Origin of the sequence: Tritonibacter sp. SIMBA_163 (assembly GCF_046535935.1) — a bacterium.
In the GTDB taxonomy this organism is placed as follows: domain Bacteria; phylum Pseudomonadota; class Alphaproteobacteria; order Rhodobacterales; family Rhodobacteraceae; genus Epibacterium; species Epibacterium scottomollicae.
In genome coordinates, this window is sequence record NZ_JAWJBP010000002.1 from 53,168 (window position 1) to 74,087 (window position 20,920).

At 62.7% G+C, this 20,920-nt stretch carries 20 protein-coding genes and 1 tRNA gene; 11 read left to right on the forward strand and 10 right to left on the reverse strand.

Annotated features, from left to right (window positions below; all coding sequences use genetic code 11):
• Positions 1-17 precede the first annotated feature (17 nt).
• The 7 genes from R0J92_RS04170 to R0J92_RS04200 all read left to right on the forward strand — a co-directional run bounded on the left by R0J92_RS04170 (position 18) and on the right by R0J92_RS04200 (position 7,507).
• The gene (locus R0J92_RS04170) at positions 18-1,169 is read left to right on the forward strand and encodes a deoxyguanosinetriphosphate triphosphohydrolase (RefSeq protein WP_411050825.1); all 1,152 of its coding nucleotides are present in this window, start codon (positions 18-20) and stop codon (positions 1,167-1,169) included.
• 284 nt (positions 1,170-1,453) lie between these two features.
• Positions 1,454-3,196 (forward strand): arginine--tRNA ligase, encoded by a 1,743-nt coding sequence (argS, locus tag R0J92_RS04175; RefSeq protein WP_411050826.1) that lies wholly within the window; start codon positions 1,454-1,456, stop codon positions 3,194-3,196.
• A gap of 109 nt (positions 3,197-3,305) precedes the next feature.
• Entirely contained in the window at positions 3,306-4,622 is a 1,317-nt protein-coding gene (locus tag R0J92_RS04180; protein ID WP_411050827.1) for an SPOR domain-containing protein, read from the forward strand.
• A 4-nt stretch (positions 4,623-4,626) separates the two neighbouring features.
• The gene (gene nagZ / locus R0J92_RS04185; protein ID WP_411050828.1) at positions 4,627-5,667 is read left to right on the forward strand and encodes a beta-N-acetylhexosaminidase; all 1,041 of its coding nucleotides are present in this window, start codon (positions 4,627-4,629) and stop codon (positions 5,665-5,667) included.
• Positions 5,660-6,460, forward strand: coding sequence for a segregation and condensation protein A (locus tag R0J92_RS04190; RefSeq protein ID WP_411050829.1), 801 nt, complete (start codon positions 5,660-5,662; stop codon positions 6,458-6,460). The genes nagZ and R0J92_RS04190 overlap by 8 nt, the downstream gene beginning before the upstream one ends.
• Complete coding sequence (scpB, locus tag R0J92_RS04195; protein ID WP_106164547.1) at positions 6,460-7,140, forward strand: SMC-Scp complex subunit ScpB; 681 nt, start codon at positions 6,460-6,462, stop codon at positions 7,138-7,140. Before R0J92_RS04190 ends, scpB begins: the two co-directional genes overlap by 1 nt.
• A 112-nt stretch (positions 7,141-7,252) precedes the next feature.
• Positions 7,253-7,507 (forward strand): hypothetical protein, encoded by a 255-nt coding sequence (locus R0J92_RS04200; protein ID WP_411050830.1) that lies wholly within the window; start codon positions 7,253-7,255, stop codon positions 7,505-7,507.
• On the opposite strand, the gene R0J92_RS04205 is transcribed toward R0J92_RS04200, so the two are convergent.
• Entirely contained in the window at positions 7,461-8,657 is a 1,197-nt protein-coding gene (locus tag R0J92_RS04205; RefSeq protein WP_411050831.1) for an MFS transporter, read from the reverse strand. The genes R0J92_RS04200 and R0J92_RS04205 overlap by 47 nt on opposite strands.
• An 83-nt stretch (positions 8,658-8,740) precedes the next feature.
• Between R0J92_RS04205 and R0J92_RS04210 the strand changes: the two genes are divergently transcribed.
• On the forward strand, positions 8,741-9,268 hold the full coding sequence (locus R0J92_RS04210; RefSeq protein ID WP_411050832.1) for an Lrp/AsnC family transcriptional regulator: 528 nt from the start codon (positions 8,741-8,743) through the stop codon (positions 9,266-9,268).
• Between the two features lie 6 nt (positions 9,269-9,274).
• Here R0J92_RS04210 and R0J92_RS04215 read toward each other — a convergent pair whose 3' ends face one another.
• The 8 genes from R0J92_RS04215 to R0J92_RS04250 all read right to left on the reverse strand — a co-directional run bounded on the left by R0J92_RS04215 (position 9,275) and on the right by R0J92_RS04250 (position 16,543).
• Positions 9,275-10,354 (reverse strand): 2'-deoxycytidine 5'-triphosphate deaminase, encoded by a 1,080-nt coding sequence (locus R0J92_RS04215; RefSeq protein ID WP_411050833.1) that lies wholly within the window; start codon positions 10,352-10,354, stop codon positions 9,275-9,277.
• A 170-nt stretch (positions 10,355-10,524) separates the two neighbouring features.
• Positions 10,525-10,601 (reverse strand) — tRNA-Pro (locus R0J92_RS04220).
• Between the two features lie 102 nt (positions 10,602-10,703).
• Entirely contained in the window at positions 10,704-12,863 is a 2,160-nt protein-coding gene (locus R0J92_RS04225) for a MerR family transcriptional regulator (RefSeq protein ID WP_411050834.1), read from the reverse strand.
• 99 nt (positions 12,864-12,962) lie between these two features.
• Positions 12,963-13,265 carry an integration host factor subunit alpha gene (gene ihfA / locus R0J92_RS04230; protein WP_106164605.1) on the reverse strand — a complete coding sequence of 101 codons (303 nt, stop codon included), beginning with the start codon at positions 13,263-13,265 and terminating at the stop codon, positions 12,963-12,965.
• 87 nt (positions 13,266-13,352) lie between these two features.
• Entirely contained in the window at positions 13,353-14,324 is a 972-nt protein-coding gene (locus tag R0J92_RS04235; RefSeq protein ID WP_411050835.1) for a beta-ketoacyl-ACP synthase III, read from the reverse strand.
• Positions 14,325-14,339: 15 nt separating this feature from the next.
• Positions 14,340-15,467, reverse strand: coding sequence for a phosphate acyltransferase PlsX (plsX, locus tag R0J92_RS04240; protein ID WP_106164552.1), 1,128 nt, complete (start codon positions 15,465-15,467; stop codon positions 14,340-14,342).
• 41 nt (positions 15,468-15,508) lie between these two features.
• On the reverse strand, positions 15,509-15,715 hold the full coding sequence (rpmF, locus tag R0J92_RS04245) for a 50S ribosomal protein L32 (RefSeq protein WP_005623419.1): 207 nt from the start codon (positions 15,713-15,715) through the stop codon (positions 15,509-15,511).
• A gap of 279 nt (positions 15,716-15,994) precedes the next feature.
• A complete protein-coding gene (locus tag R0J92_RS04250; protein ID WP_317385968.1) occupies positions 15,995-16,543 on the reverse strand; it encodes a DUF177 domain-containing protein in 549 nt (182 codons plus the stop codon).
• A gap of 86 nt (positions 16,544-16,629) precedes the next feature.
• Between R0J92_RS04250 and R0J92_RS04255 the strand changes: the two genes are divergently transcribed.
• The 3 genes from R0J92_RS04255 to R0J92_RS04265 all read left to right on the forward strand — a co-directional run bounded on the left by R0J92_RS04255 (position 16,630) and on the right by R0J92_RS04265 (position 19,976).
• Positions 16,630-17,100, forward strand: coding sequence for an outer membrane protein assembly factor BamE (locus R0J92_RS04255; protein WP_106164554.1), 471 nt, complete (start codon positions 16,630-16,632; stop codon positions 17,098-17,100).
• A 141-nt stretch (positions 17,101-17,241) separates the two neighbouring features.
• Entirely contained in the window at positions 17,242-18,018 is a 777-nt protein-coding gene (locus R0J92_RS04260; protein WP_106164606.1) for a GNAT family N-acetyltransferase, read from the forward strand.
• A gap of 146 nt (positions 18,019-18,164) precedes the next feature.
• Entirely contained in the window at positions 18,165-19,976 is a 1,812-nt protein-coding gene (locus R0J92_RS04265) for an ABC-F family ATP-binding cassette domain-containing protein (RefSeq protein WP_411050836.1), read from the forward strand.
• Positions 19,977-20,152: 176 nt separating this feature from the next.
• Here R0J92_RS04265 and R0J92_RS04270 read toward each other — a convergent pair whose 3' ends face one another.
• Positions 20,153-20,908, reverse strand: coding sequence for an SDR family NAD(P)-dependent oxidoreductase (locus tag R0J92_RS04270; RefSeq protein WP_106164556.1), 756 nt, complete (start codon positions 20,906-20,908; stop codon positions 20,153-20,155).
• Positions 20,909-20,920: the final 12 nt, after the last annotated feature.

Sequence of the window (20,920 nt, forward strand, 5' to 3'; positions counted from 1 at the left end):
TTCCCGAGGAATAAACCATGTACGCGCCCTATGCCACCATGCCCGAGCTTTCACGCGGGCGTCAGGTCGACGAAGAAGAAAGCAGTTTTCGCTCGCCGTTCCAGCGCGACCGTGACCGGATCATCCATGCCAGCGCCTTTCGGCGGCTGAAGCACAAGACACAGGTCTTTGTTGAACACGAAGGCGACAACTATCGCACCCGGCTGACACATACCATCGAGGTGGCGCAGGTGGGGCGGACGATTTCCGGTGCACTGGGGCTCAATCAGGAACTGACAGAGGCGGTGGCGCTGGCCCATGATCTCGGTCACACGCCCTTTGGCCATACCGGCGAGGACGCGCTGCACGAGATGATGGCGCCCTATGGCGGCTTTGACCACAATGCGCAGGCGTTGCGGATCGTGATGGCGCTGGAAAGGCACTATGCCGAGTTCGACGGGTTGAACCTGACTTGGGAGACGCTGGAAGCGATCGCCAAACACAATGGGCCTGTTGTGGGGGATCTGCCCTGGGCGCTTGCAGCCTGCAATCAGGCGATTGATCTGGAGCTTCACACCTACGCCAGCGCCGAGGCGCAGGTAGCGGCGCTGGCGGATGATGTGGCCTATAACAATCACGACCTGCATGACGGGCTGCGGGCGGGATTGTTCAGTGATGACGATATTTGCGGCCTGTCTCTGATCGGCCCCGCCTATGCGCAGGTCGACGAGACATACCCCGGGCTCGACGCAAACCGCCGTCGGCACGAGGCGCTGCGCCGGGTGTTCGGCGTGATGGTCAGTGATGTGATCGACACCGCGCGCCGGAAACTGGCCGCCTCAGGCGCCCAGTCGGTGCAGGAGATCCGGGCGCTTGACCACTCGGTCGTGACCTTCTCGGATGAGATATGGCGTCAGCTGAAAGAGCTGCGCGCGTTTCTGTTCACCCGCATGTATCGTGCCCCGTCAGTGATGGTGGTGCGGGAGCGGGTCGCACATGTGGTGAAGGCGTTGTTCACCTACTATCTGGAGAATACGATGGCGATGCCGGAGCGCTGGCATGATGACATCCGTGCTGCTGCCACAGAGGTGGAACGGGCGCGGATCGTGTCGGACTATATCGCCGGGATGACCGACCGCTTTGCGCTGCAGCTCTATGATCAGTTGGCATTGGGGGACCACCGAGACTGACGGCACGTGCTGCAGTGTGGGGAAGCGAGGCGCTGCCTCGCGCTCCGAGGTATTTAGCAAAAAGCTGAAGGGGGGGCTGGTGTCGCGGCGTCTAAACCCCTTCTGCGTCGCGCGCGGTGGTCCTCGTGGAACGGGATTGGGCTGGTCGTGCCCCCTTGAAAGGGGCAGATCGGGCGATGTCGCGCCGCAGAGTATGCGCGCGGCCATTGGGTGCGCCTGCTTCGACTGTTGACCCTGAGCGCGCCCCTCGGTATCCGCTGAGGCTGAACCAAAGGACGCCAGACATGAACCTCTTTACCGATATCCGTACGCTTGTGATTGATAGCCTCGCGGCCATGACGGCCGAAGGGACCCTGCCTGAGGGGCTCGATTTTGCCAATGTCGCGGTGGAACCCCCCCGAGATGCGGCGCATGGCGATATGGCAACCAATGCGGCAATGGTTCTGGCAAAGCCTGCCAAGATGAAGCCCCGCGACATTGCCGAGGCGCTGGCCGCAAAGCTGGGGGCGGACACGCGCGTCGCCTCTGCCGAGGTGGCCGGGCCGGGGTTCTTGAACCTGCGCCTTGAGGCATCGGTCTGGCAGGAGGTTCTGGGCAAGGTGCTGAAGGTTGGCGAGGCCTATGGCCGCTCCGATCTGGGGCAGGGCAAGAAGGTCAACGTGGAGTATGTCTCTGCCAATCCAACCGGGCCGCTGCATGTGGGCCATACACGGGGAGCGGTGTTTGGCGACGCGCTGGCGAGCCTGCTGGACTACGCCGGCTATGAGGTCACCCGCGAATACTACATCAACGACGGCGGCGCGCAGGTCGATGTTCTGGCGCGCTCGGCCTATCTGCGTTACCTCGAGGCGCATGGTCAGACGGTGGAATTCCCAGACGGCACCTATCCTGGCGAATACCTGAAGGATGTCGGGGCCGCGCTGAAGGACAAATACGGCGCGCAATTCATCGACCAGCCCGAGGAAATCTGGCTGGAGGAAATCCGCAACGCCGCCACCGAGATGATGATGGATCTGATCCGGGGCGATCTGGCGCTTCTCGGTATTAAGATGGATGTCTTCTATTCGGAAAAATCGCTCTATGGCACAGGGCGGATCGAAACCGCTCTGGAGAGCCTTGATGCAAAGGGGCTGATCTACGAAGGCGTGCTGGAGCCGCCGAAGGGCAAGAAACCCGATGACTGGGAGCCCCGCGAGCAGACCTTGTTCAAATCCACCGAACATGGCGATGACGTTGATCGGCCCGTGAAGAAATCCGATGGGGCCTGGACCTATTTCGCGCCGGATATCGCCTATCACTACGACAAGGTCAGCCGTGGCTTTGATATGCTGATCGATATCTTCGGTGCGGACCACGGTGGTTATGTCAAGCGGATGAAGGCAGCGGTATCGGCCCTGTCCGATGGTCAGGTTCCGCTGGACATCAAGCTCTGCCAGCTGGTGAAGCTGTTCAAGGACGGCCAGGAATTCAAGATGTCCAAGCGGGCAGGGACCTTTGTCACCCTGCGCGACGTGGTCGAGGCAGTGGGCGCGGATGTGACGCGCTTCATGCTGTTGACGCGTAAGAACGATCAGGGCTTCGACTTTGATCTCGACAAGGCGCTGGAGCAGTCCAAGGACAATCCGGTGTTCTACGTGCAATATGCCAATGCGCGCATCCATTCGACCCTGCGCAAGGCGTCGGAGGCGGGCATCGCCACCGACGACGCGACCCTCGCATCAGCCGAGTTGAGCACGCTTGCTCACGATGCACAGCTGTCGGTTGCGCGGAAGATCGCCGAATGGCCCCGTCAGGTAGAGATTGCTGCACGCACCAATGAGCCGCACCGGATCGCCTTTTTCCTCTATGATCTGGCGTCGGACCTGCATGGGCTATACCACCTTGGCAAATCTGAAATGAGTTTACGATTTGTTAATGAGAGCAGCCAAACGGCAACACATGCTAATTTGGCACTTGCCCGCTCTGTTTCCATTGTCATTTCTGCTGGTCTTGGTATTCTTGGCGTTAAACCAGCGCAGGAGATGTGACGCCAAAGTCACCCGAACCGCTGGCCCGAGGCAGATCAAGAGACCCACGCGCATGCGTCCCGCCCTTTTTTTTGGCGGGATGATTGCGACTTAGGGCAGTGAGGCGGATATGGCATATTTTGCACAGGTGGGCGCGGGCGCTCCCTCTTCAAATGGCGATGGTGACACCGGAGGCTCCGCCTTCGATCCGTTTTCCTCTCATCAATACTCGCGTGCTCCGGCACAGGATCACGCGCAAGACAACATGGCAGCGGCCGCCATCGAAGCCGCTGAGCCCGTGGCAGAGACAGCCTATCCGAATTTCGGCCTGAGACAGTCGCCGAGCGTCAATGTCGGCACGTTTTCCGGTGCGGGGAACTATGACAACGCAGGCGACTACCCCGAAGCGGGATATGACTACGTCAGCGATTATGGTGACGGGTTTGGCGGTGACGAAGAGGAGCTTTTTGCTCCGCAACCTGCACGCGGCGAGCTGGGGCGCATGGCGGCGTTTCTCGGCGCTGCGGCCTCCATCGCGCTTGTGGTGAGCATCTCCGTCTGGGGATACAAACTGATTATGCGCGATGTCTCCGGCGTGCCGGTGGTCAGCGCCGTTGCGGGTCCGATGCGCGTGGCGCCAGCGGAGCCGGGCGGCGAGACGGCGGACAATCAGGGGTTGGCAGTCAATTCCGTTGCCGCAAACGGGATCGCCGAAGATCCGGCAGATACCCTGCGGCTGGCGCCTGAGACCATTGCCCTCACTGAGGATGACCAGCCGATCCCGGCACTGACCCAGGCGGCAGAGGACGAGGCCGCGCTCGAGGCGGAATATGCCGCAGAAGACGCACAAGCGCCTGTCGCCGAGGATGAACTGCAAACCGCAGAGATCGAAGATGTTTCGCCGCTGGAGCAGCGCAACAATGATATCGACGCATTGGTGGCGTCCCTGACGGACGGGGCGGTGCCGTTGGAAGACCTGCGCGAAACCTCCGCTTCCATCGTGCAACCGGATCCGCTGGATACCGCAGATGTTGCGATCGCCCGTGTGCCTGCAGCGATCCGCAATGCCCCAGGCGTACGAGAAACACCGCGGCCGCAGGTTCGTCCGGCGCGATTTGCCCCGGCGCCCGCCGCAAGCGAGAGCGCCGCACAGCCAGAGCAGCGGACCGTTGATATTGACCCCAAGAGCCTGGCTGTTGGTACCCGGCTGGCTCAGCTCGGCGCGTTTGAAAGTGCCGAGGTGGCCCGCAGCGAGTGGACCCGGATCAGCGCCAACTTTGGTGAATTCTTTGACGACAAGGCCCGCGTGGTACAGCGCGCCGAAAGCGGTGGGCGGATCTTCTATCGCCTGCGCGCGCACGGGTTTGAGGACTTGTCGGACGCGCGGCGCTTCTGCTCGGCCCTGGTGGCGGGCAATGCCGATTGCATTCCTGTGACAATGCGCTGAGCCGATGCGGTTCGGGGCCACCATTCTGGACGCCGAAGGCCATCGGCTGACGGCGGATGAAAAGGCGCTGTTCCGCGAGGCGGCGCCTTTTGGCTTTATCCTCTTTGCCCGCAATATCGACAGCGCCGATCAGATCCGTGCGCTTTGTGATGATTTCCGCGAGGCGGCGGGGCATGAGTGCCTGATCACCATCGATCAGGAAGGCGGTCGGGTGCAGCGGCTGCGCGCGCCGCTTGCACGCGAGTGGCGTCCGGCGCTGGACCATGTGCAGGCGGCCACCGACCCGGTGCGGGCGATGTATCTGCGGGCACGGCTGATCGCGGCGGAGCTGCATGCGCTTGGCATCGACAGCAATTGCGCGCCGCTGGCGGATATCGCCAGCGCTGACACGCATCCCTTTCTGCGCAACCGCTGTTACGGAACGGATGCCGCCAGCGTGGCCGCGATTGCCCGCGCCTGTGCGGCGGGGCATCTGGACGGTGGCGTGGTGCCGGTGATGAAGCACATCCCCGGCCATGGCCGCTCCAGCATGGACAGTCACCACGACCTGCCACATGTGACTGCCCCGGCGGAGGTGCTGCGGGCCGAGGATTTCGCCGCCTTCACGCCGCTGAAGGATCTGCCGATGGCGATGACCGCGCATCTGGTCTACGACGCTTTTGATTCGCGTCCTGCGACCCTGTCGCCGGTGATGATGCAGGTGGTCCGGCAGGAGCTGGGCTATGACGGTCTGGTGATGACCGATGATATCTCGATGAAGGCCTTGTGGGCACCTGAGCTGTCCGGCCTGCAGCCAGACGATCCAGATATGGCGGCTGGGGCAATTGCGAGGGCATCCCTCGATGCGGGCTGCGATGTGGCGCTGTTTTGCAACTCTTCGCTGGCGGCCCGTGCTGCCGTTGTTGAGGCTGCCGGCTGCATGACGGATGCCGCCCAACGGCGCGCCGAGGCGGCACTTGCCTGCCGCCAAACCCCTGCTGCGCTTGACACGGATGCGGCTGAAGCGGAACTATCTGCCCTCATGGGCGGACAGGTATATGGCTGACGAAGACTCGTTATTTCCGGATGAGACGCAGATTTCGGTCGAGGAACGCCTCGAAGCCGAGGCGCTGATCGTTGATGTGCATGGCTTTGAAGGGCCGCTTGATCTGCTGCTGACGCTGTCGCGCACCCAGAAAGTCGATCTGCGCCAGATCTCTGTCTACGAACTCGCGCGCCAGTACCTGACCTTCGTGGAAAAGGCCAAGGAGCTGCGCATCGAGCTGGCCGCCGATTATCTGGTGATGGCGGCTTGGCTGGCGTTCCTGAAATCGCGCCTGCTGCTGCCCCCCGACCCGGAAGAAGAAGGCCCCTCGGGCGAGGAACTGGCGGCGCATCTGGCGTTCCAGCTGGAGCGCCTGCAGGCGATGCGCGACGCCGCTGCGCGGCTGATGGGGCGCGACCAGCTGGGACGGGACTTCTTTGCCCGCGGGCAGGCCGAGGACGTGCAGCGCATCAAGACGGTGACCTATACCGCGAACCTTCTGGACCTCATGCAGGGCTACGCGCGCATCCGCACCAAGGACGAATTCCGCCCCTTCGTGATGGACCGCGAAAGTGTTTTCACCATGGAAGAGGCGCTGGAACGTATGCGCAGCCTGCTGGGGTTTACCGGCAGTTGGACCGATATGCTGAGCTATCTGCCGGACGGCTGGCACAGTGATCCGGTCAAGCGCCGCTCTGCCACCGCCGCCACATTCGCCGCCTCGCTGCAGCTGGTGAAGGAGGGCAAGATGGAGATCCGCCAGAGCGAGAGCTTCGCCCCCATTCAGCTGCGCAACCGGCTAGAGGATATATGATGGACGACCAGACCCACAGCCCCAATGAGCCGTCCGCGAAGCAGGACAGTGACAGCCTGTTCGATGCGCCACCGATGGCAGAGCAGGAGCGTATGGTAGAGGCGGTGCTCTTTGCCAGTGCCGAGCCGGTGACGGTGCGCGATCTGGTGTCGCGCATGCCGCATGGCTGCAACCCGGGCGAGGCGCTGGAGTATCTGCGCAAACGCTACGAGGGGCGCGGTGTGCGGGTGGTGCAGGTGGGGGACGCCTGGGCGATGCGCACGGCGCCGGATCTTGGCTATCTGATGCAGAAGGAAACCGTGGAGAGCCGCAAGCTGTCGCGCGCGGCGATCGAGACCCTGGCGATCATCGCCTATCACCAGCCGGTGACACGGGCCGAGATCGAGGAGATCCGCGGTGTATCGGTGTCGCGGGGCACCATCGACCAGCTTCTGGAGATGGAGTGGATCCGTCTGGGGCGGCGCAAGATGACGCCAGGGCGGCCGGTGACCTTTGTGGTGACACCGACCTTCCTCGATCACTTTGGTTTGGAGAGCGCGCGCGATCTGCCGGGGCTGAAGGAGCTGCGCGCCGCCGGGCTCTTGGAGAACCGTCCACCGCCGAGCGCCTTCCCGATCGGTCAGGGCGACAGCGAGGACGAGCGACAGGACGAAGAGCAGCCGGAGCTGTTCGAGGACTGACCCGGGGCTTGGCGCTCGCTCCTCTTTGCTCATGCCAAGAAATCGCCGTACTCCGCACCTATATGTATGGCGAACGCAGCAAACCTACACTCAGACCCCAAGGGAGGTCCTCATGGGATTTGATCGGATCGCCAATATGGTCTTGCGCCGCCTGATCGGGCGCGCGGTGAACGCGGGCGTCAACGCCGGCATCAATGCAGTTGGCAAACGGGCCGACGGCAAGAAGGCGGCACGCCGGGGCCAGGACGAAACGCAAGGCGCGCCGCAAAAGCCGCAGCGCACGCCCGAGGAAGAGGCCGAGCGCGCCCGTATCCGCGAGGTCAGACAGGCGCGTCGGGCACGTCGTGCGGCGCGGGAGAAGAGCTGAGCGCGGTGGTGCGCCGCAGGCTCAGTGCCTCGACTGCGGCGATCATAGTCAGGGTCGCTGAAATCAGAACGCAGCCCAGAATTCCCAGTGTCGCAAAGCCGATGCCACCCACAAAGGGCGCGGCAAAGACGCTGAGGTAGGTGGTGGTCGAGTAGATCCCCATGATCGCACCTCGCTGGCGCGGGTCCAGCGCGGTGAGCCGCGCCACCAGCAGGTTCAGGCCGAAATGCTGGAAGATCCCCCAGAGCACCGCCAGCGCCAGAAACAGCGGATAGCTGGCGCCCAGTACGCCCATTGCCACATAAGTCAGGGTGAGTGCGAGAAACACCGGTGTGGTGGCACGCGCCATGCCGATGCGGTCAAGGAGCGGGTCCAGCAGCACCGCGCCGCCAAACCCCAGGCCGTAGATTAGCGGCAAGAGCCCGGCCTGACCCGTGCTGAGGCCAAGATCGATGGTGGCATGGGCGCCGGTATAGGAATAGGTCACATAGAAGCTGAGCATGAGGCCGACCGAGGCGAGGATACCGCGCCCCATGCCGGGCACCCGGAGCGCGCTGAGCGGCGAGCTGGTCGCACCCCCCGGCGCATCAAGCCGCGCCAGCGGTGCGCTCAGCCCCCAGACCAGAGCGCACAGCGCCGCAAGGGCCCCGTAGACCATGCGCCAGCCAAGGAACTCGGCGCTCCATGCAGCGAGGCTGACCCCCAGCACCAGCGAGAGAGTCCAGCCGGTGATGACCGCGCCGACCACCCGCGCCTCGCGCCCCTTTGGGGCGATCACCGCCGCCATTGTGTAGATCGAGGGCAGGGCCGCCCCACCGGCGATGCCGCAGAGCACCTGCGCGGCAATCAGCGCGATCAGGCCGGGGGCAAGGGCACTGGCAACAAAGCCAACGGTCAGAACTGCCAGCGCCATCCGCAACAGCCGACCGCTGCCGATGCGGTCTCCGATCGGGGCAATCAGCAGCGCCGCTGCCGCCACCCCCAACCCGTAACCGCTGGAGGCCCAAAGCACCTGCGTTGGGCTGGCGGAGAGATCCGCGCCCACGGTCTGCACCAAGGGGGAGAGCAACAGCGCATTGGTGCCCACAATGGCAATGGCACACATAAGCGTGGCGATGGAGATCCAGAGCGGCGGGGCAGAAGATGGCATGGTCAGGCTTAATCCAGATTGAATTTCATTCGGCAGTTTGGCTTAATTGGCGAAAATCATTCTGTGAAGGTGTTAAAGATCTGATGGTGGAAAAAACAGAGAGCATTCGGACCTCAACACGATCCGCACGGGGTATGGACGCGCTGGACCGAAGAATATTAGGCGCGCTGAGCCAGGATGCCACGCAGTCCTATGCGGCGATCAGCGAACAGGTGGGCCTGTCGGCACCGGCAGTGCATGAACGGGTCAAGCGGCTGCGGGCCTCGGGCGCAATCAAGGCCACCGTAGCACAAATCGACGGGGCGCAGGTCGGAAAGCCGATTCTCGCCTTCATCCATGTGGATACCATCGGCTGGGGCAAAACGCGCGAGATCATGGCGCTGGAGCAATTCCCCGAGGTGGAGGAAATCCATTCCACCACTGGTGATACCTGCCTGATCATGAAGGTGCGCGTTGCCAGCCCGCAGGCGCTGGAGGGGCTGTTATCAAAGGTCTACGATATCGAGGGGGTGCGCGGCACAAGCACCTATCTGACCCTGTCGACAGTGCTGGAACGCACCGCGCAGGCGGATGTCACGGCGGACCTAGAAAGCGTCAGTTATCCGCGCTGAGGTGCCTCAGGCGGGGCTGCGGAAATGTTTCGACAGCTTCAGCCCCTGGCCCTGATAGTTGGAGGCAATGCCCGCACCATAAAGCTGCTCGGGCAGGGAGGCCATCCGTTCATAGACCAGACGGCCCACCACCTGACCGTGTTCGAGCACAAAGGGCGCCTCGTGACAGCGCACTTCCAGCACTCCGCGTGACCCTGCTCCACCTGCCTCGGCATGGCCAAAACCGGGATCGAAGAACCCAGCGTAATGCACCCGGAATTCGCCCACCATGGCAAGGTAGGGCGCCATTTCGGCGGCATATTCGGGCGGGATATGCACCGCCTCCCGGCTGACGAGGATATAAAACGCACCGGGATCGAGGATGATGCGACCCTTGTCGCTGCGCACCTCCTCCCAGTAGTCGCTGGGGTCATAGGCGCCAATCCGGTCCAGATCGATCACGCCGGTGTGCGGTTTGGCGCGGTAGCCCACCAGATCGGTGCCCGGCAGGCGCAGATCGACGGAAAAGCCCAAGCCATCCTCGATGACGGCCTCGCCATCGACCAGTGGTGTGTCGGCATGCAGAGCGGCGAGGGTGTCGTCATCCAGCACCGATTGCCCGTCGCGGAAGCGAATCTGGTTGAGGCGCATGCCGGGGCGTGCCAGCACCGAGAAGGACCGCGGACAGATCTCGGCATAAAGCGGACCGGTATAGCCCGCGCGGATGCGGTCGAATTCCTCGCCGCCATCGGTAATGGTCCGGGTCAGCAGATCAAGCCGCCCGGTGGAGCTTTTGGCATTCGCGACGGCGGTGATGTTGGCGGGCAGATCGAGCGATTCCATCAGCGGCACCACGTAGACGCAGCCCTTTTCCAGCACGGCGCCGTCGCTGAGGTCGATGCGATGCATCTCAAACTCGTCCAGCCGTTCGGACACGGTGCGGCCCTGACCGGCGAGGAAGGAGGCGCGAACACGATAGGCAACTGTGCCAAGGCGCAAATCAAGGCTGGCGGGCTGGATCTGACCCTCGATCAGCGGCGCATCGAGGGTGATCTCCGCGCGGGCAAGCATGGTCTCGATCGTCTGGCTGGGCAAAACACCGGTCATATCTGCCGTTCCCCCTGATGGCGTCGCTGTCCCGCAGGATGCTGACGCAAATTCTGTCGTGCCACAATCGCCTTGTCACTTGAGGCCGAGAATTTACCTTGGAAAACCAACGACAAAGCAGGCGGCGGATACACAAACGCCCGAGCGGTGACCGCTCGGGCGTTTTATTATGGTCGGGCTAGCAGGACTCGAACCTGCGACCTTCCGTCCCCCAGACGGACGCGCTACCAGGCTGCGCCATAGCCCGTTGTTGGAGCTTTCTACTGCTTTTTGCGGCAGGGGCAAGAGGCGAATTTGCTTTTCCGCGCTTTTTCAACGCGCCTCATTTTGCCCTCGCCAGAAAGGCGGATCAGCGCTGCTGTCCAAAGTGGCGCAGATCCTCGATGATTTCGCTCAGCACCGCGGATTGCGCGGGTGACTGTGCCGCCACTGAGGACAAACGCTGAAGAACCCCGGCAGGAATGGTCCCTTGCGGCTCATCAGGGACATCGACGACTCTCGCCCTCAGGGACGTCTGTTGCGGCTCATCCGCTGCCAGCTCCGGCGTGGTCTGCACTGGATCGCTGTCTTGCGCATCACTGTCGTCATTGGACTTTGTGGGCAGGCCCTCATCGGGAGACGCCATATCGCTGGAGGCGGTTTCGATCTCAGCGACGCTTTCACTGATGTCATCGTCGGCGTCTACGTCCTCTGCGCTGGACGGATCGGTGAATTCCGATGTGTCGGCCACGGCAGAGATCGGCACCTCTTCGACAGGGGCGTCAGATGTGTCCGGCGCCGCCTCCGGGGTATCTGGCGCATCTTCCGGCATATCCGGGGTCGCTGCAGGGGTGATCTGATCGTCATCAGTTTCGGCAGCAGGGGCAGGAGATTGGTCCGGTGCAGAGGCCTGATCCTGCCTCGGTATGATCTCTGCCATGGCGGCCATGGCACGTGCGATCTCTTCCGCTGTTCTGGTCGGGGCTGCGGTCTCACCTTCGGCTGGCGAGGGGACCTCCGGGGCCGGCTCTGTCGCAGGCGGGCTGCTGTCCGGACCCTCGGGTTCGGGATCGCTTTCAAGGGCGGTGGCGGACGTGTCTGCAGGCTCCGCTGTGGCGGCATCGTCAGCGGCAGCAGACTCCCGGTGCGTTGAAAATCCGCTTGCGTCCTCCATCGGGGTCGGCGCGGCAAAGGCATCGGCCTCTGGCGCCTCGTCTTCGGATGCAGATGGAGATGCGGCCTGCGGGCTTGCCTCCTGAGGGGCTGCGTGCGGGGCCGATGGGCTGGAGATGGGAGCTGTCTGCGGCGCAGGCGTCTCTGAGGGCTCAGACCTTGAAGGCTGAGCCGACTGCGGGCGCGATGCGTCTTCTACGTCCTCATTCGCCGTGGGCGCAGTGTCCTTGGCGGTTGAGCTGGCAAAGAAATCCTGTTGCGCAGTTGGTGCAGCATCAGACGCGGCATCGGAGATCTGAGCGGGGTTGTGTGAGGGCGCGGGCCCTTGCTCCGACAGATCTCGTGGGCGCTGGGGAGCATCTGGCAGATCAAAGGGCATGTCGATTTGGACATCAGTGTTGCCCTCGGCGCTGCCCTCAGTGTCACCCTCGAAGTGGCCCGCAGCATGGTCGGCGCTGCTTTCGGCAGGCGTTTCACTTGCGTTGGCCTCAACCGCAGCTGGCGGCGCGTCGGTCAATGCCACAGGCTCGTCCCCCGCGTTCGACGTGGAAGCGGAAATCGGGGGCGTCTCTGCAGGGTGCGCATTTTGCTGAGACATGTCAGTGTCCTGCACGGGCTGAGCATCGGCGGAGCCTTCTGGGCGCTCCGACGCGGACGGCAGGGCCGTATCTATCGGTGCTGCCCCCACAGCGCGTTCCTGCGGTTCCGCGCCCGAGGGTGTCTGGGCCACATCGGGCTGGACGGTGGGCGCCGTAGGAGGGGCAGGCGCTGCTGGAGGTGCGGCGGCAGGAGCGGCTGAAGCAGGAGACCCTGCGTCCTCGCCCTCTTGCTGGTCATTGAGAGGTTGGCCTTCGAGCTGATCTGCGTGATCCACCGGCGCTGTAGGCGGCGGGGCGCTGAACGGCGGAGGTGTCGGGGGGGCTGACGTGCGCAGAGGGGGCTCCGGCTCTTCCGGCGGATCTCGATCCACGACCGGGGGACGGGGCGCCTCGGGTTCAGGCGGCTGAACCGCGTCAGGCTCGACCCATTTGCTGACAGGTTTGGCCTCCACGGGCGGTGTCTCGTCCTCGGCTTCGTCAGCTTCCAGCGGCTTTGAGAGGCTCTGCACATGCTGAACGCCTTCCTCGCGGACAAGCGCCTGCGCTTCCTTGATCGACAACCCTTTTTCATGCAGCAAATACTGGATGCCGCCCAGCAGGAGCATGTCGGTCGGTCGATAGTAGCGCCGTCCACCAGCCCGCTTGACCGGTTTGACCTGAGTGAACTTGCTTTCCCAGAACCGCAAGACGTGGGCCTGAATATCCAGCCATTCCGCGACTTCGCTGATGGTGCGAAAGGCGTCAGGTGACTTGGACATTGGGGCATCTCTCTTGTTTCGGTGGCGCGCTGCGGCGCAACTGGATGAGGCCCTGCGCGCAGAGCCGGTTTGGTAACGGACGGGTCAGCCGTCTCGGGGTTACTTTCGGTTGCCGTCTGCGACGCGGTCTTTCATCAGGTGAGACGGCCGAAAGGTCAGGACCCGGCGCGGCTGGATTGGAACTTCTTCGCCAGTTTTTGGGTTGCGGCCCACGCGGGCAGATTTATCGCGTACGCTGAAGGTGCCAAAGGAGGAGATTTTCACCTGTTCACCGCGCACCAGGGCGTCCGACATGTGTTGCAACATGCTCTCCACCAGCTGTGCGCTTTCATTGCGTGACAGGCCAACCTCGCGGAACACGGCCTCGCTCAAATCCATTCTCGTAATTGTTTTTTCGGTCATCGCCATCCCCATTGTTTTCAAAAACAATAGGGTGTTGAGAATTTCCCTGTCAATATCAATGAATTGGAAGGCGCTGTTTCGTCGGCTTTACCACCGAAAAACCACGGCACCCCAAGCCAGACCGCCGCCAATGGCTTCGGTCACGATAAGATCACCCTGTTTGATCTGGCCACGCTCGACGCCGACGGACAATGCCAGCGGAATGGAGGCTGCGGATGTATTCCCGTGATCCTGTACCGTCACGACCACCTTGTCCATGGGCAGGCCCATTTTCTTTGCGGTGCCTTGAATGATGCGGATATTGGCCTGATGCGGCACGATCCAGTCCACGTCATCCGTGCTGGCGCCTGCGCGCTCCAGTGCGGTGGTCGCGGTTGATGCGAGTTTTTCGACCGCGTGGCGGAAGACCTGGTTGCCCTGCATGCGCAGATGGCCGGTGGATTGGGTCGAAACACCACCATCCACGTAGAGCAGGTCCTTGTAGCGGCCATCGGAGTTCAGATCGGTGGCCAGAATACCGCGATCAGCACTGGTGCCGTCGCCTTCCTGGGCCTCCAGAAGAATCGCGCCGGCACCATCACCGAACAGCACGCAGGTGGAGCGATCCGTCCAATCCATGATGCGCGAGAAGGTCTCGGCGCCAATGACCAGCACACGCTCCGCCTGACCGGACGCGATCAGCGCATTGGCATTCGACAGGGCATAGACGAAACCCGCGCAGACCGCCTGGACGTCAAAGGCAAAGCCTTTGGTCATGCCCAACTGCGACTGCACCATGGTGGCGGCGGAGGGGAAGGTCAGATCGGCCGTGGAGGTTGCCAGAACGATGGCGTCCACATCCGCAGCAGTGCGGCCGGCGGATTTCAGCGCAGCTTCAGCCGCACGGGTCGCCATCTGCGAGGTGGTTTCATCCTCGGCCGCGAAATGGCGGCGTTCGATGCCGGACCGGGAGCGAATCCATTCGTCGGAGGTCTCCAGCGTGGCTTCGAATTCCGCGTTTTCTACAATGCGTTCGGGGAGGTAGTGCCCTGCGCCAATCACCACTGCGCGTCGCGTCATTCTTTTGCCTGCCTTCTAGTTCGTGCTCCCGGACTCAGAATCGCCGGGTTCGTCCGCGTCTGCGGACGTTGCGTCATCTTGGGCAAGCTCTACGGCGGATGCAACCCGGGCTGCAAGCTTTTCCGCAAAGCCTTGCTCTGCAAGGAGAAACGCGAGTTTGATGGCGGCAGATACGCCTGTTGCATCGGCGCCGCCGTGGGATTTGACAACGGTTCCGTTGAGGCCGAGAAAAATGCCGCCATTGACCCGTCGCGGGTCAATGCGTTTCGACAGCCGTGCCAGGGACGTATAGGCCAGAAGCGCGGCAAGCCGCGACAGAATCGAATATTCAAACGCCTCGCGCAGGGCGGAGCGCAATAGACTTGCGGTGCCTTCGCCGGTCTTGATCGCCACATTGCCGGTAAAGCCATCTGTGACGATCACATCTGCGATGTCGCCGGGAATGTCGCTGCCTTCAACAAAGCCGACAAACTCGTAGTTGGCCTTTTCCGCATTCTGAGAGATCAGCGCATAGGCCTCTTTCAGTTCGGCGCGGCCCTTGTGCTCCTCGGTGCCCACATTCAGCAGGCCGACACGCGGGCAGGGCAAATCCATCGAGTTGCGAATGTAGGAGGTGCCCATCAGGGCGTATTGCAGAAGATCCTCCGCGTCGGCGCGCACGTCCGCCCCTACGTCGAGCATCACATTGAAGCCCTGAGGGTTGCGGGAGGGCCAGAGAATCGCAATCGCGGGTCGGTTGACGCCCGGCAATTTGCGCAGGCGCAGCATCGACAGCGCCATCAGCGCACCGGTGTTGCCGCAAGAGACCACGCCAGCAGCGTCGCCATTGCGCGCAGCTTCGAGGGCGGACCACATGCTGGTGCCCTTGCCGTTGCGCATCACCTGGCTGGGTTTGTCTTCCATCGTGACGACGTCGCGCGCGTCACGAATCTCTACACGGCCCGCCAAGTGCTTCCTGCGGGCCACGAGTGGTTCGAGCTGTTCGATAGGACCATGAAGAAGAAACCGGATATCGGGATTCTTCTTGGCGGATTTGGCGATGCCTGCGACCACAACAGCCGGTCCGGCATCGCCACCCATGGCGTCCACCGAGATCACGGTGCGGCGGGCATCTGCCTGCGATGGAGCGGTGTTACCCGTCATACGACTGCGTGCCTGCCTGGCATTCGTGATCCCGTTTCGACTCAGGCCGCGTCTTCGTCCAGGTCGATCTCGTCGGCCTGTGCTACGATTTCTTTGTCGTCATAGTGACCGCAGGACGGGCACACGTGGTGAGGACGACGCAGTTCACCGCAGTTCGAGCATTCGTTCGGGTTTGCAGCAACCAGAGCATCGTGCGCGCGGCGGTTGTTGCGGCGCGATTTGGATACTTTGTTCTGTTGGACAGCCATGTCTCAACCTTTGTCTAACTAGGGCCACCAGGCAAGAGAGCCGTCGGGCGCGTTTCATGTTTCCGTGTCAATCGGTGTGACGTCCGGTGTGACGTGCGTGTAGGCCGCAGTCTCTCCGATGTCCAACCAAAAATTCCGATGAGCGCGCAAAAATACTGCGAATCTTCGGCGGCGCAAGGCTTTTCTTAGGAGAGCCAGCACGTAAGTGCCAGCAAGAATTCAGGTGACATCAGATATTGCAGTCCAGGACATCCTGAGCCGCACATCCGAATGCGTCGTTCAGGTGTCCTTGTCGCTTGGTTTCATCAAATCTGCAAGCCCTGCAAAGGGGCGGGTGTCCTCGTCTGTCATCGGCTTGGTGCCGGGTTCAGCGTGCAGGCTTTGTCCCAGTTCCGCGCCGTCCTTGCGCGGATACTGCGGCAGATGCAGGGCAACACTCTCAACCATAACGTCAAACGGAGAGATGGTTTCACCCAGTTCATCGACGTTGTCATCCTCCGCCATTTCCACCTCTTCCTCTTCGGGGGTGGCGATATGCGCAAGGAACAGGCGCTCCACTTGCGTGTCGATCCGGCTGGTCACCGGCTCCAGCGTCACGACGCAGGGCTGCACGACTGTAAAGCCAAGTTTGCCTGTCAGGGTCCAGTCCCGCTTGCCGCGCGCCTTGATCTCGCCTTCGAAGCGGAGTTTGCGCAGTGTGTCGACGCCCAGATCATGAGCGATGGCGCGGAGTGTGTCTGCGTCCGGAACCACCGAAAACTGTGTCGGGCGGTTCTGGGGCAACTCGGCAACCCGCAGGGCTGTCGTCTCGGAAGGGTGCGAACTCACGTGTGTACTTTCATTTCTTGAACCAGAAGCCCGAGTTAGGTAATCGGGACTTCAGTCTTTATCAACCCGAAGGGCAGGGGAAGCGCATGATTGCAAGTCCGAAGACCGTAAAAACCGCATTGCGGGGCGCGCTTCTTGTCGGAGCGGTGTTGGCCGTGACGGCCTGTACCGCCCAGTATCGCAAGCATGGCTGGATCCCCGGACCAGACCTTCTGAACGAGGTTGTGGTCGGCGTGGATACCCGCGACTCGGTCGCTGAAACCGTTGGGGAGCCGACAATCGACTCGCTGGCCGACGAAAGCGGATATTATTACGTGACCTCGCGGGTCAAACGCTTTGGCGCAAAGGAGCCTCAGGTGGTCTCGCGCGATCTGGTGGCGATCACCTTCGCATCGTCAGGCGTGGTGGACAGCGTGCAGCGCTACACGCTGGAGGATGGCCGGGTCATTCCGCTGGAACGCCGCGTGACCGACTCGAGCCTGGAGGACAAGACATTCCTGCGACAGCTTGTCGGCAACCTGGGCAATTTCAACCCCGGCAGCTTCCTGCAGCAATAAGGCTGCACCACGCGTAAATTATGAGCTCGGGGGATGGATTCGTCACCCGGGCTTCACATGTGTCATGATAGCAATGCAAGCAGTCCGCCGCCCCGACGCGGAGCGGTCGCGATTGCAGTCAAGATCAGACGCGAGCAGTTCATGGCCACGACACCCCGGTCCGACATTTCACCGACAGACGAGGCCAACGGTCCTTTGCTATCGAAAGGCCGGTATCGAGCACGGCTTGCGGCGGGCCCGGTGGACATCGCGGCGGTTCAAGCCCTGCGCACCCTGTGCTTTCGCACCGCGGAGATCGATCAGGACGACTTTGACGCCACCTGCGCCCATGTGCTGGTGGAGGACACCCGCAGCGACGCGCTGGTCTGCTGTTTCCGCATGCTGGTGCTGGAAGGCGGCCATGAGGTCGCGCGCACCTATTCGGCGCAGTTCTATGACCTCTCCGGCCTGCGGGACTTCGAGGGCCGCATGGTGGAGATGGGGCGATTCTGCATTCATCAGGGCTGGAGCGATCCCGACATTCTGCGCGTGGCTTGGGGGGCGATGACCGCATTCGTGGACCGGGAGGACATCCAGATGCTGTTTGGCTGTTCGTCGTTTGCCGGTACCGAGACCGCCGAGTATCTCGATGCCTTTGCAATGCTGAAGCATCGCCACCTTGCGCCGAAACGCTGGTTGCCGCGGGTGAAGGCGCCTAATGTATTCCGCTTTGCCGCACGGTTGCGGCGCAAACCGGACGCCAAGAAAGCCATGCTGCGGATGCCGCCGTTGCTGCGTACATATCTGATGATGGGCGGCTGGGTGAGCGATCACGCGGTGGTCGACAAGCATATGAACACGCTGCATGTCTTTACCGGCCTTGAGATCGGTGCCATTCCGCCCGCCCGCAAGCGCTTGCTGCGCGCGGTGGCGGGATAGGCTGGACGGGCGCCGCCCTCCCTTGCCCGGATTGTTGTCATCGGGAGGCGGGCTTCTTGCTGAGCTCGTCGGTTCTGGCACCGCGCGTTGCCCGCGAGCGCGCATGGCCCGTTGACGAAGCCTGCGGCGCGGTTTAGCTCGCTGTCATGGCACGTATTCCTCTTTTGCAGATGTCCGGTATCTCGCTGACCTTCGGCGGTGATCCGATCTTTTCCGATCTCGATCTCGTGGTGCAGCCCGGGGACCGGGTGGCGCTTGTCGGGCGCAATGGCTCCGGTAAATCGACCCTGATGAAGGTCATGGCGAACCTGGTGGAGGCGGACGCCGGCTCCATCGTGATCCCGCCGGGCAATTCCGTCGGCTACATGGAGCAGGACCCCAAGATGGAGGGCTTTGCCACGTTGGGCGATTTTGCCGCCTCCGAGCTGGAACCGGGGGAGCTGTACCGTGTTGAGCGCGCTGGCGAGGGACTGAAGTTTGACCCGGCAAGGCCGGTCGAGACCGCATCCGGCGGCGAGCGGCGTCGCGCCGCACTGGCCAAGCTGATGGCCGAAGCACCGGAGCTGATGCTGCTGGACGAGCCGACCAACCACCTTGATATCGAGGCGATTTCCTGGCTGGAGAGCGAGTTGGCCTCGACCCGCGCCGCCTTTGTGCTGATCTCCCACGACCGGGCATTCCTGCGGGCGCTGACCCGCGCCACGCTTTGGGTCGACCGGGGACAGGTGCGCCGTCAGGACAAGGGGTTCGAGCATTTCGAGGCCTGGCGCGACAAGATCTGGGAAGAGGAGGACATGCAGCGTCACAAGCTCAACCGGCTGATCAAATCCGAGAGCCGCTGGGCGGTGGAGGGCATCTCTGCCCGCCGCAAGCGCAACATGGGCCGGGTGCGCGCCCTGCACGATCTGAAATCCGAACGCGCCGGCCAGATCAAACGGCAGGGTGCGGCGGCGATGGATCTGGACGCGGGACCAAAATCCGGCCGCAAGGTGATCGAGGCCGAGGGGCTGAGCAAAGGCTTCGGCGACAAGCAGATCCTGTCCGGCTTCTCCCTCACCGTGCAGCGCGGCGACCGGGTGGCCTTTGTTGGCCCGAATGGCGTTGGCAAGACCACGCTTCTGAAGATGCTGCTGGGCGAAGAGACACCGGACGAGGGCAGCGTGAAGCTCGGCACCAATCTGGAGGTTGCGGTGTTCGATCAGACCCGCGACCAGCTTGATGGCAATGCCAGCCTGTGGGAAAACCTGACGGCCGATCCGTTGATGGGGATTTCCGGAAAGGCGGATCAGGTCATGGTGCGGGGCCAGCCCAAACATGTGGTTGGCTACCTGAAGGAATTCCTGTTCGACGAGCGTCAGGTGCGCGCGCCTGTCCGCTCCCTGTCGGGGGGCGAAAAGGCGCGTTTGCTGTTGGCGAAACTCATGGCGCGGTCTTCCAATATGCTGGTGCTCGACGAGCCGACCAACGATCTGGACGTAGAGACGCTCGACCTGCTGCAGGAATTGCTGGACGGCTATGACGGCACCGTGCTGCTGGTGAGCCACGACCGGGATTTCCTGGATCGTGTGGCGACCACGACGGTGGCGATGGAAGGGCAGGGCAATGCAACCGCCTATGCCGGAGGCTGGAGCGATTACCTCGCGCAGCGGGCGCCGGCTGAGGTTGTCGAGAAGGCAGAGAAACCCAAGGCGACCAAGTCGAAGGCAAAGGCGGAGGCGCAAACGTCAAAGGAGGTGCTGAGCTTCAAGGAAAAGCACCGCCTCGAGGCGCTTCCGGCTGAGATTGACCGGCTGGAACAGGAAATCGCCAAGCTGGAGCAGCTGATGGCGGATCCCGAGTTGTTCACGCGGGAACCGGTCAAGTTCAAGAAGGCCACCGAAGCTCTTGTTCAGAGACAGGAAAAATTGGCTGCTGCGGAAGAGGAATGGCTGGTGCTGGAAGAGAAGGCGGGCGGCTGAACAGGTGTTTCGCTTCGGGCTTTGCCCGAAGCGACCGGCGCCGCGCGCGCCCCTGCGGGGCGCGCGCGGCGCCATGCCGAACCGGATCAGGCCCACTGCGATCAGGAAGATTTGGAACGACCTGAGGCACCATGCATGGCGAAGAGCGGACGGGAGAGGCCCGCCCGCGCAAGACCTCAGCGCATTCGCAATGCGCCGTCGAGGCGAATGACCTCGCCGTTCAGATATCCCATTTCGACGATGAAACCGGCCAGCCGGGCATATTCCTCCGGATCGCCGAGACGTGCGGGATTCGGAACATCCGCTGCCAGCTGCGCTTGGGCCTCTTCCGGCAGTCCCGCCAGCATCGGTGTCATGAAGATCCCCGGTGCGATCGCCATGACCCGAATGCCGGAGGACGCCAGGTCGCGGGCCATCGGCAGGGTCATGCCAACAATGCCGCCCTTGGAGGCTGCATAGGCTGCCTGACCCTTTTGCCCGTCAAAGGCAGCGATCGACGCAGTGTTGATGATGACGCCGCGTGCGCCGTCTTGCTCTGGATCGTTCTTGGCAATCGCCGCTGCGGCCAGACGCGAGACGTTGAAGCTGCCAACCAGGTTGATGTCGACGGTTTTCTGAAACGCGCCAAGGGGATGCGGGCCGTCGCGCCCTACAGTCTTGATCGCATGCGCAATACCGGCGCAGTTCACCGCTGCGGTCAGCCCGCCCATCTTTTCCTGTGCCAGCGCAATCGCGGCCTCTACGCTTTCTTCGCTGGTGACGTCCGTCTCTGCGAAATGCGCACCGATGCTGTCGGCTATCCTCATGCCGCGATCCGTGTCGCGATCCAGGATGGTGACGGCAGCACCTGCATTGCGGAAATGGCGGGCGGTGGCCTCGCCAAGGCCGGATGCGCCGCCGGTGACAACGGCGCGTGTGGTTGCGAGTCTCATCTTTCTCGCTCC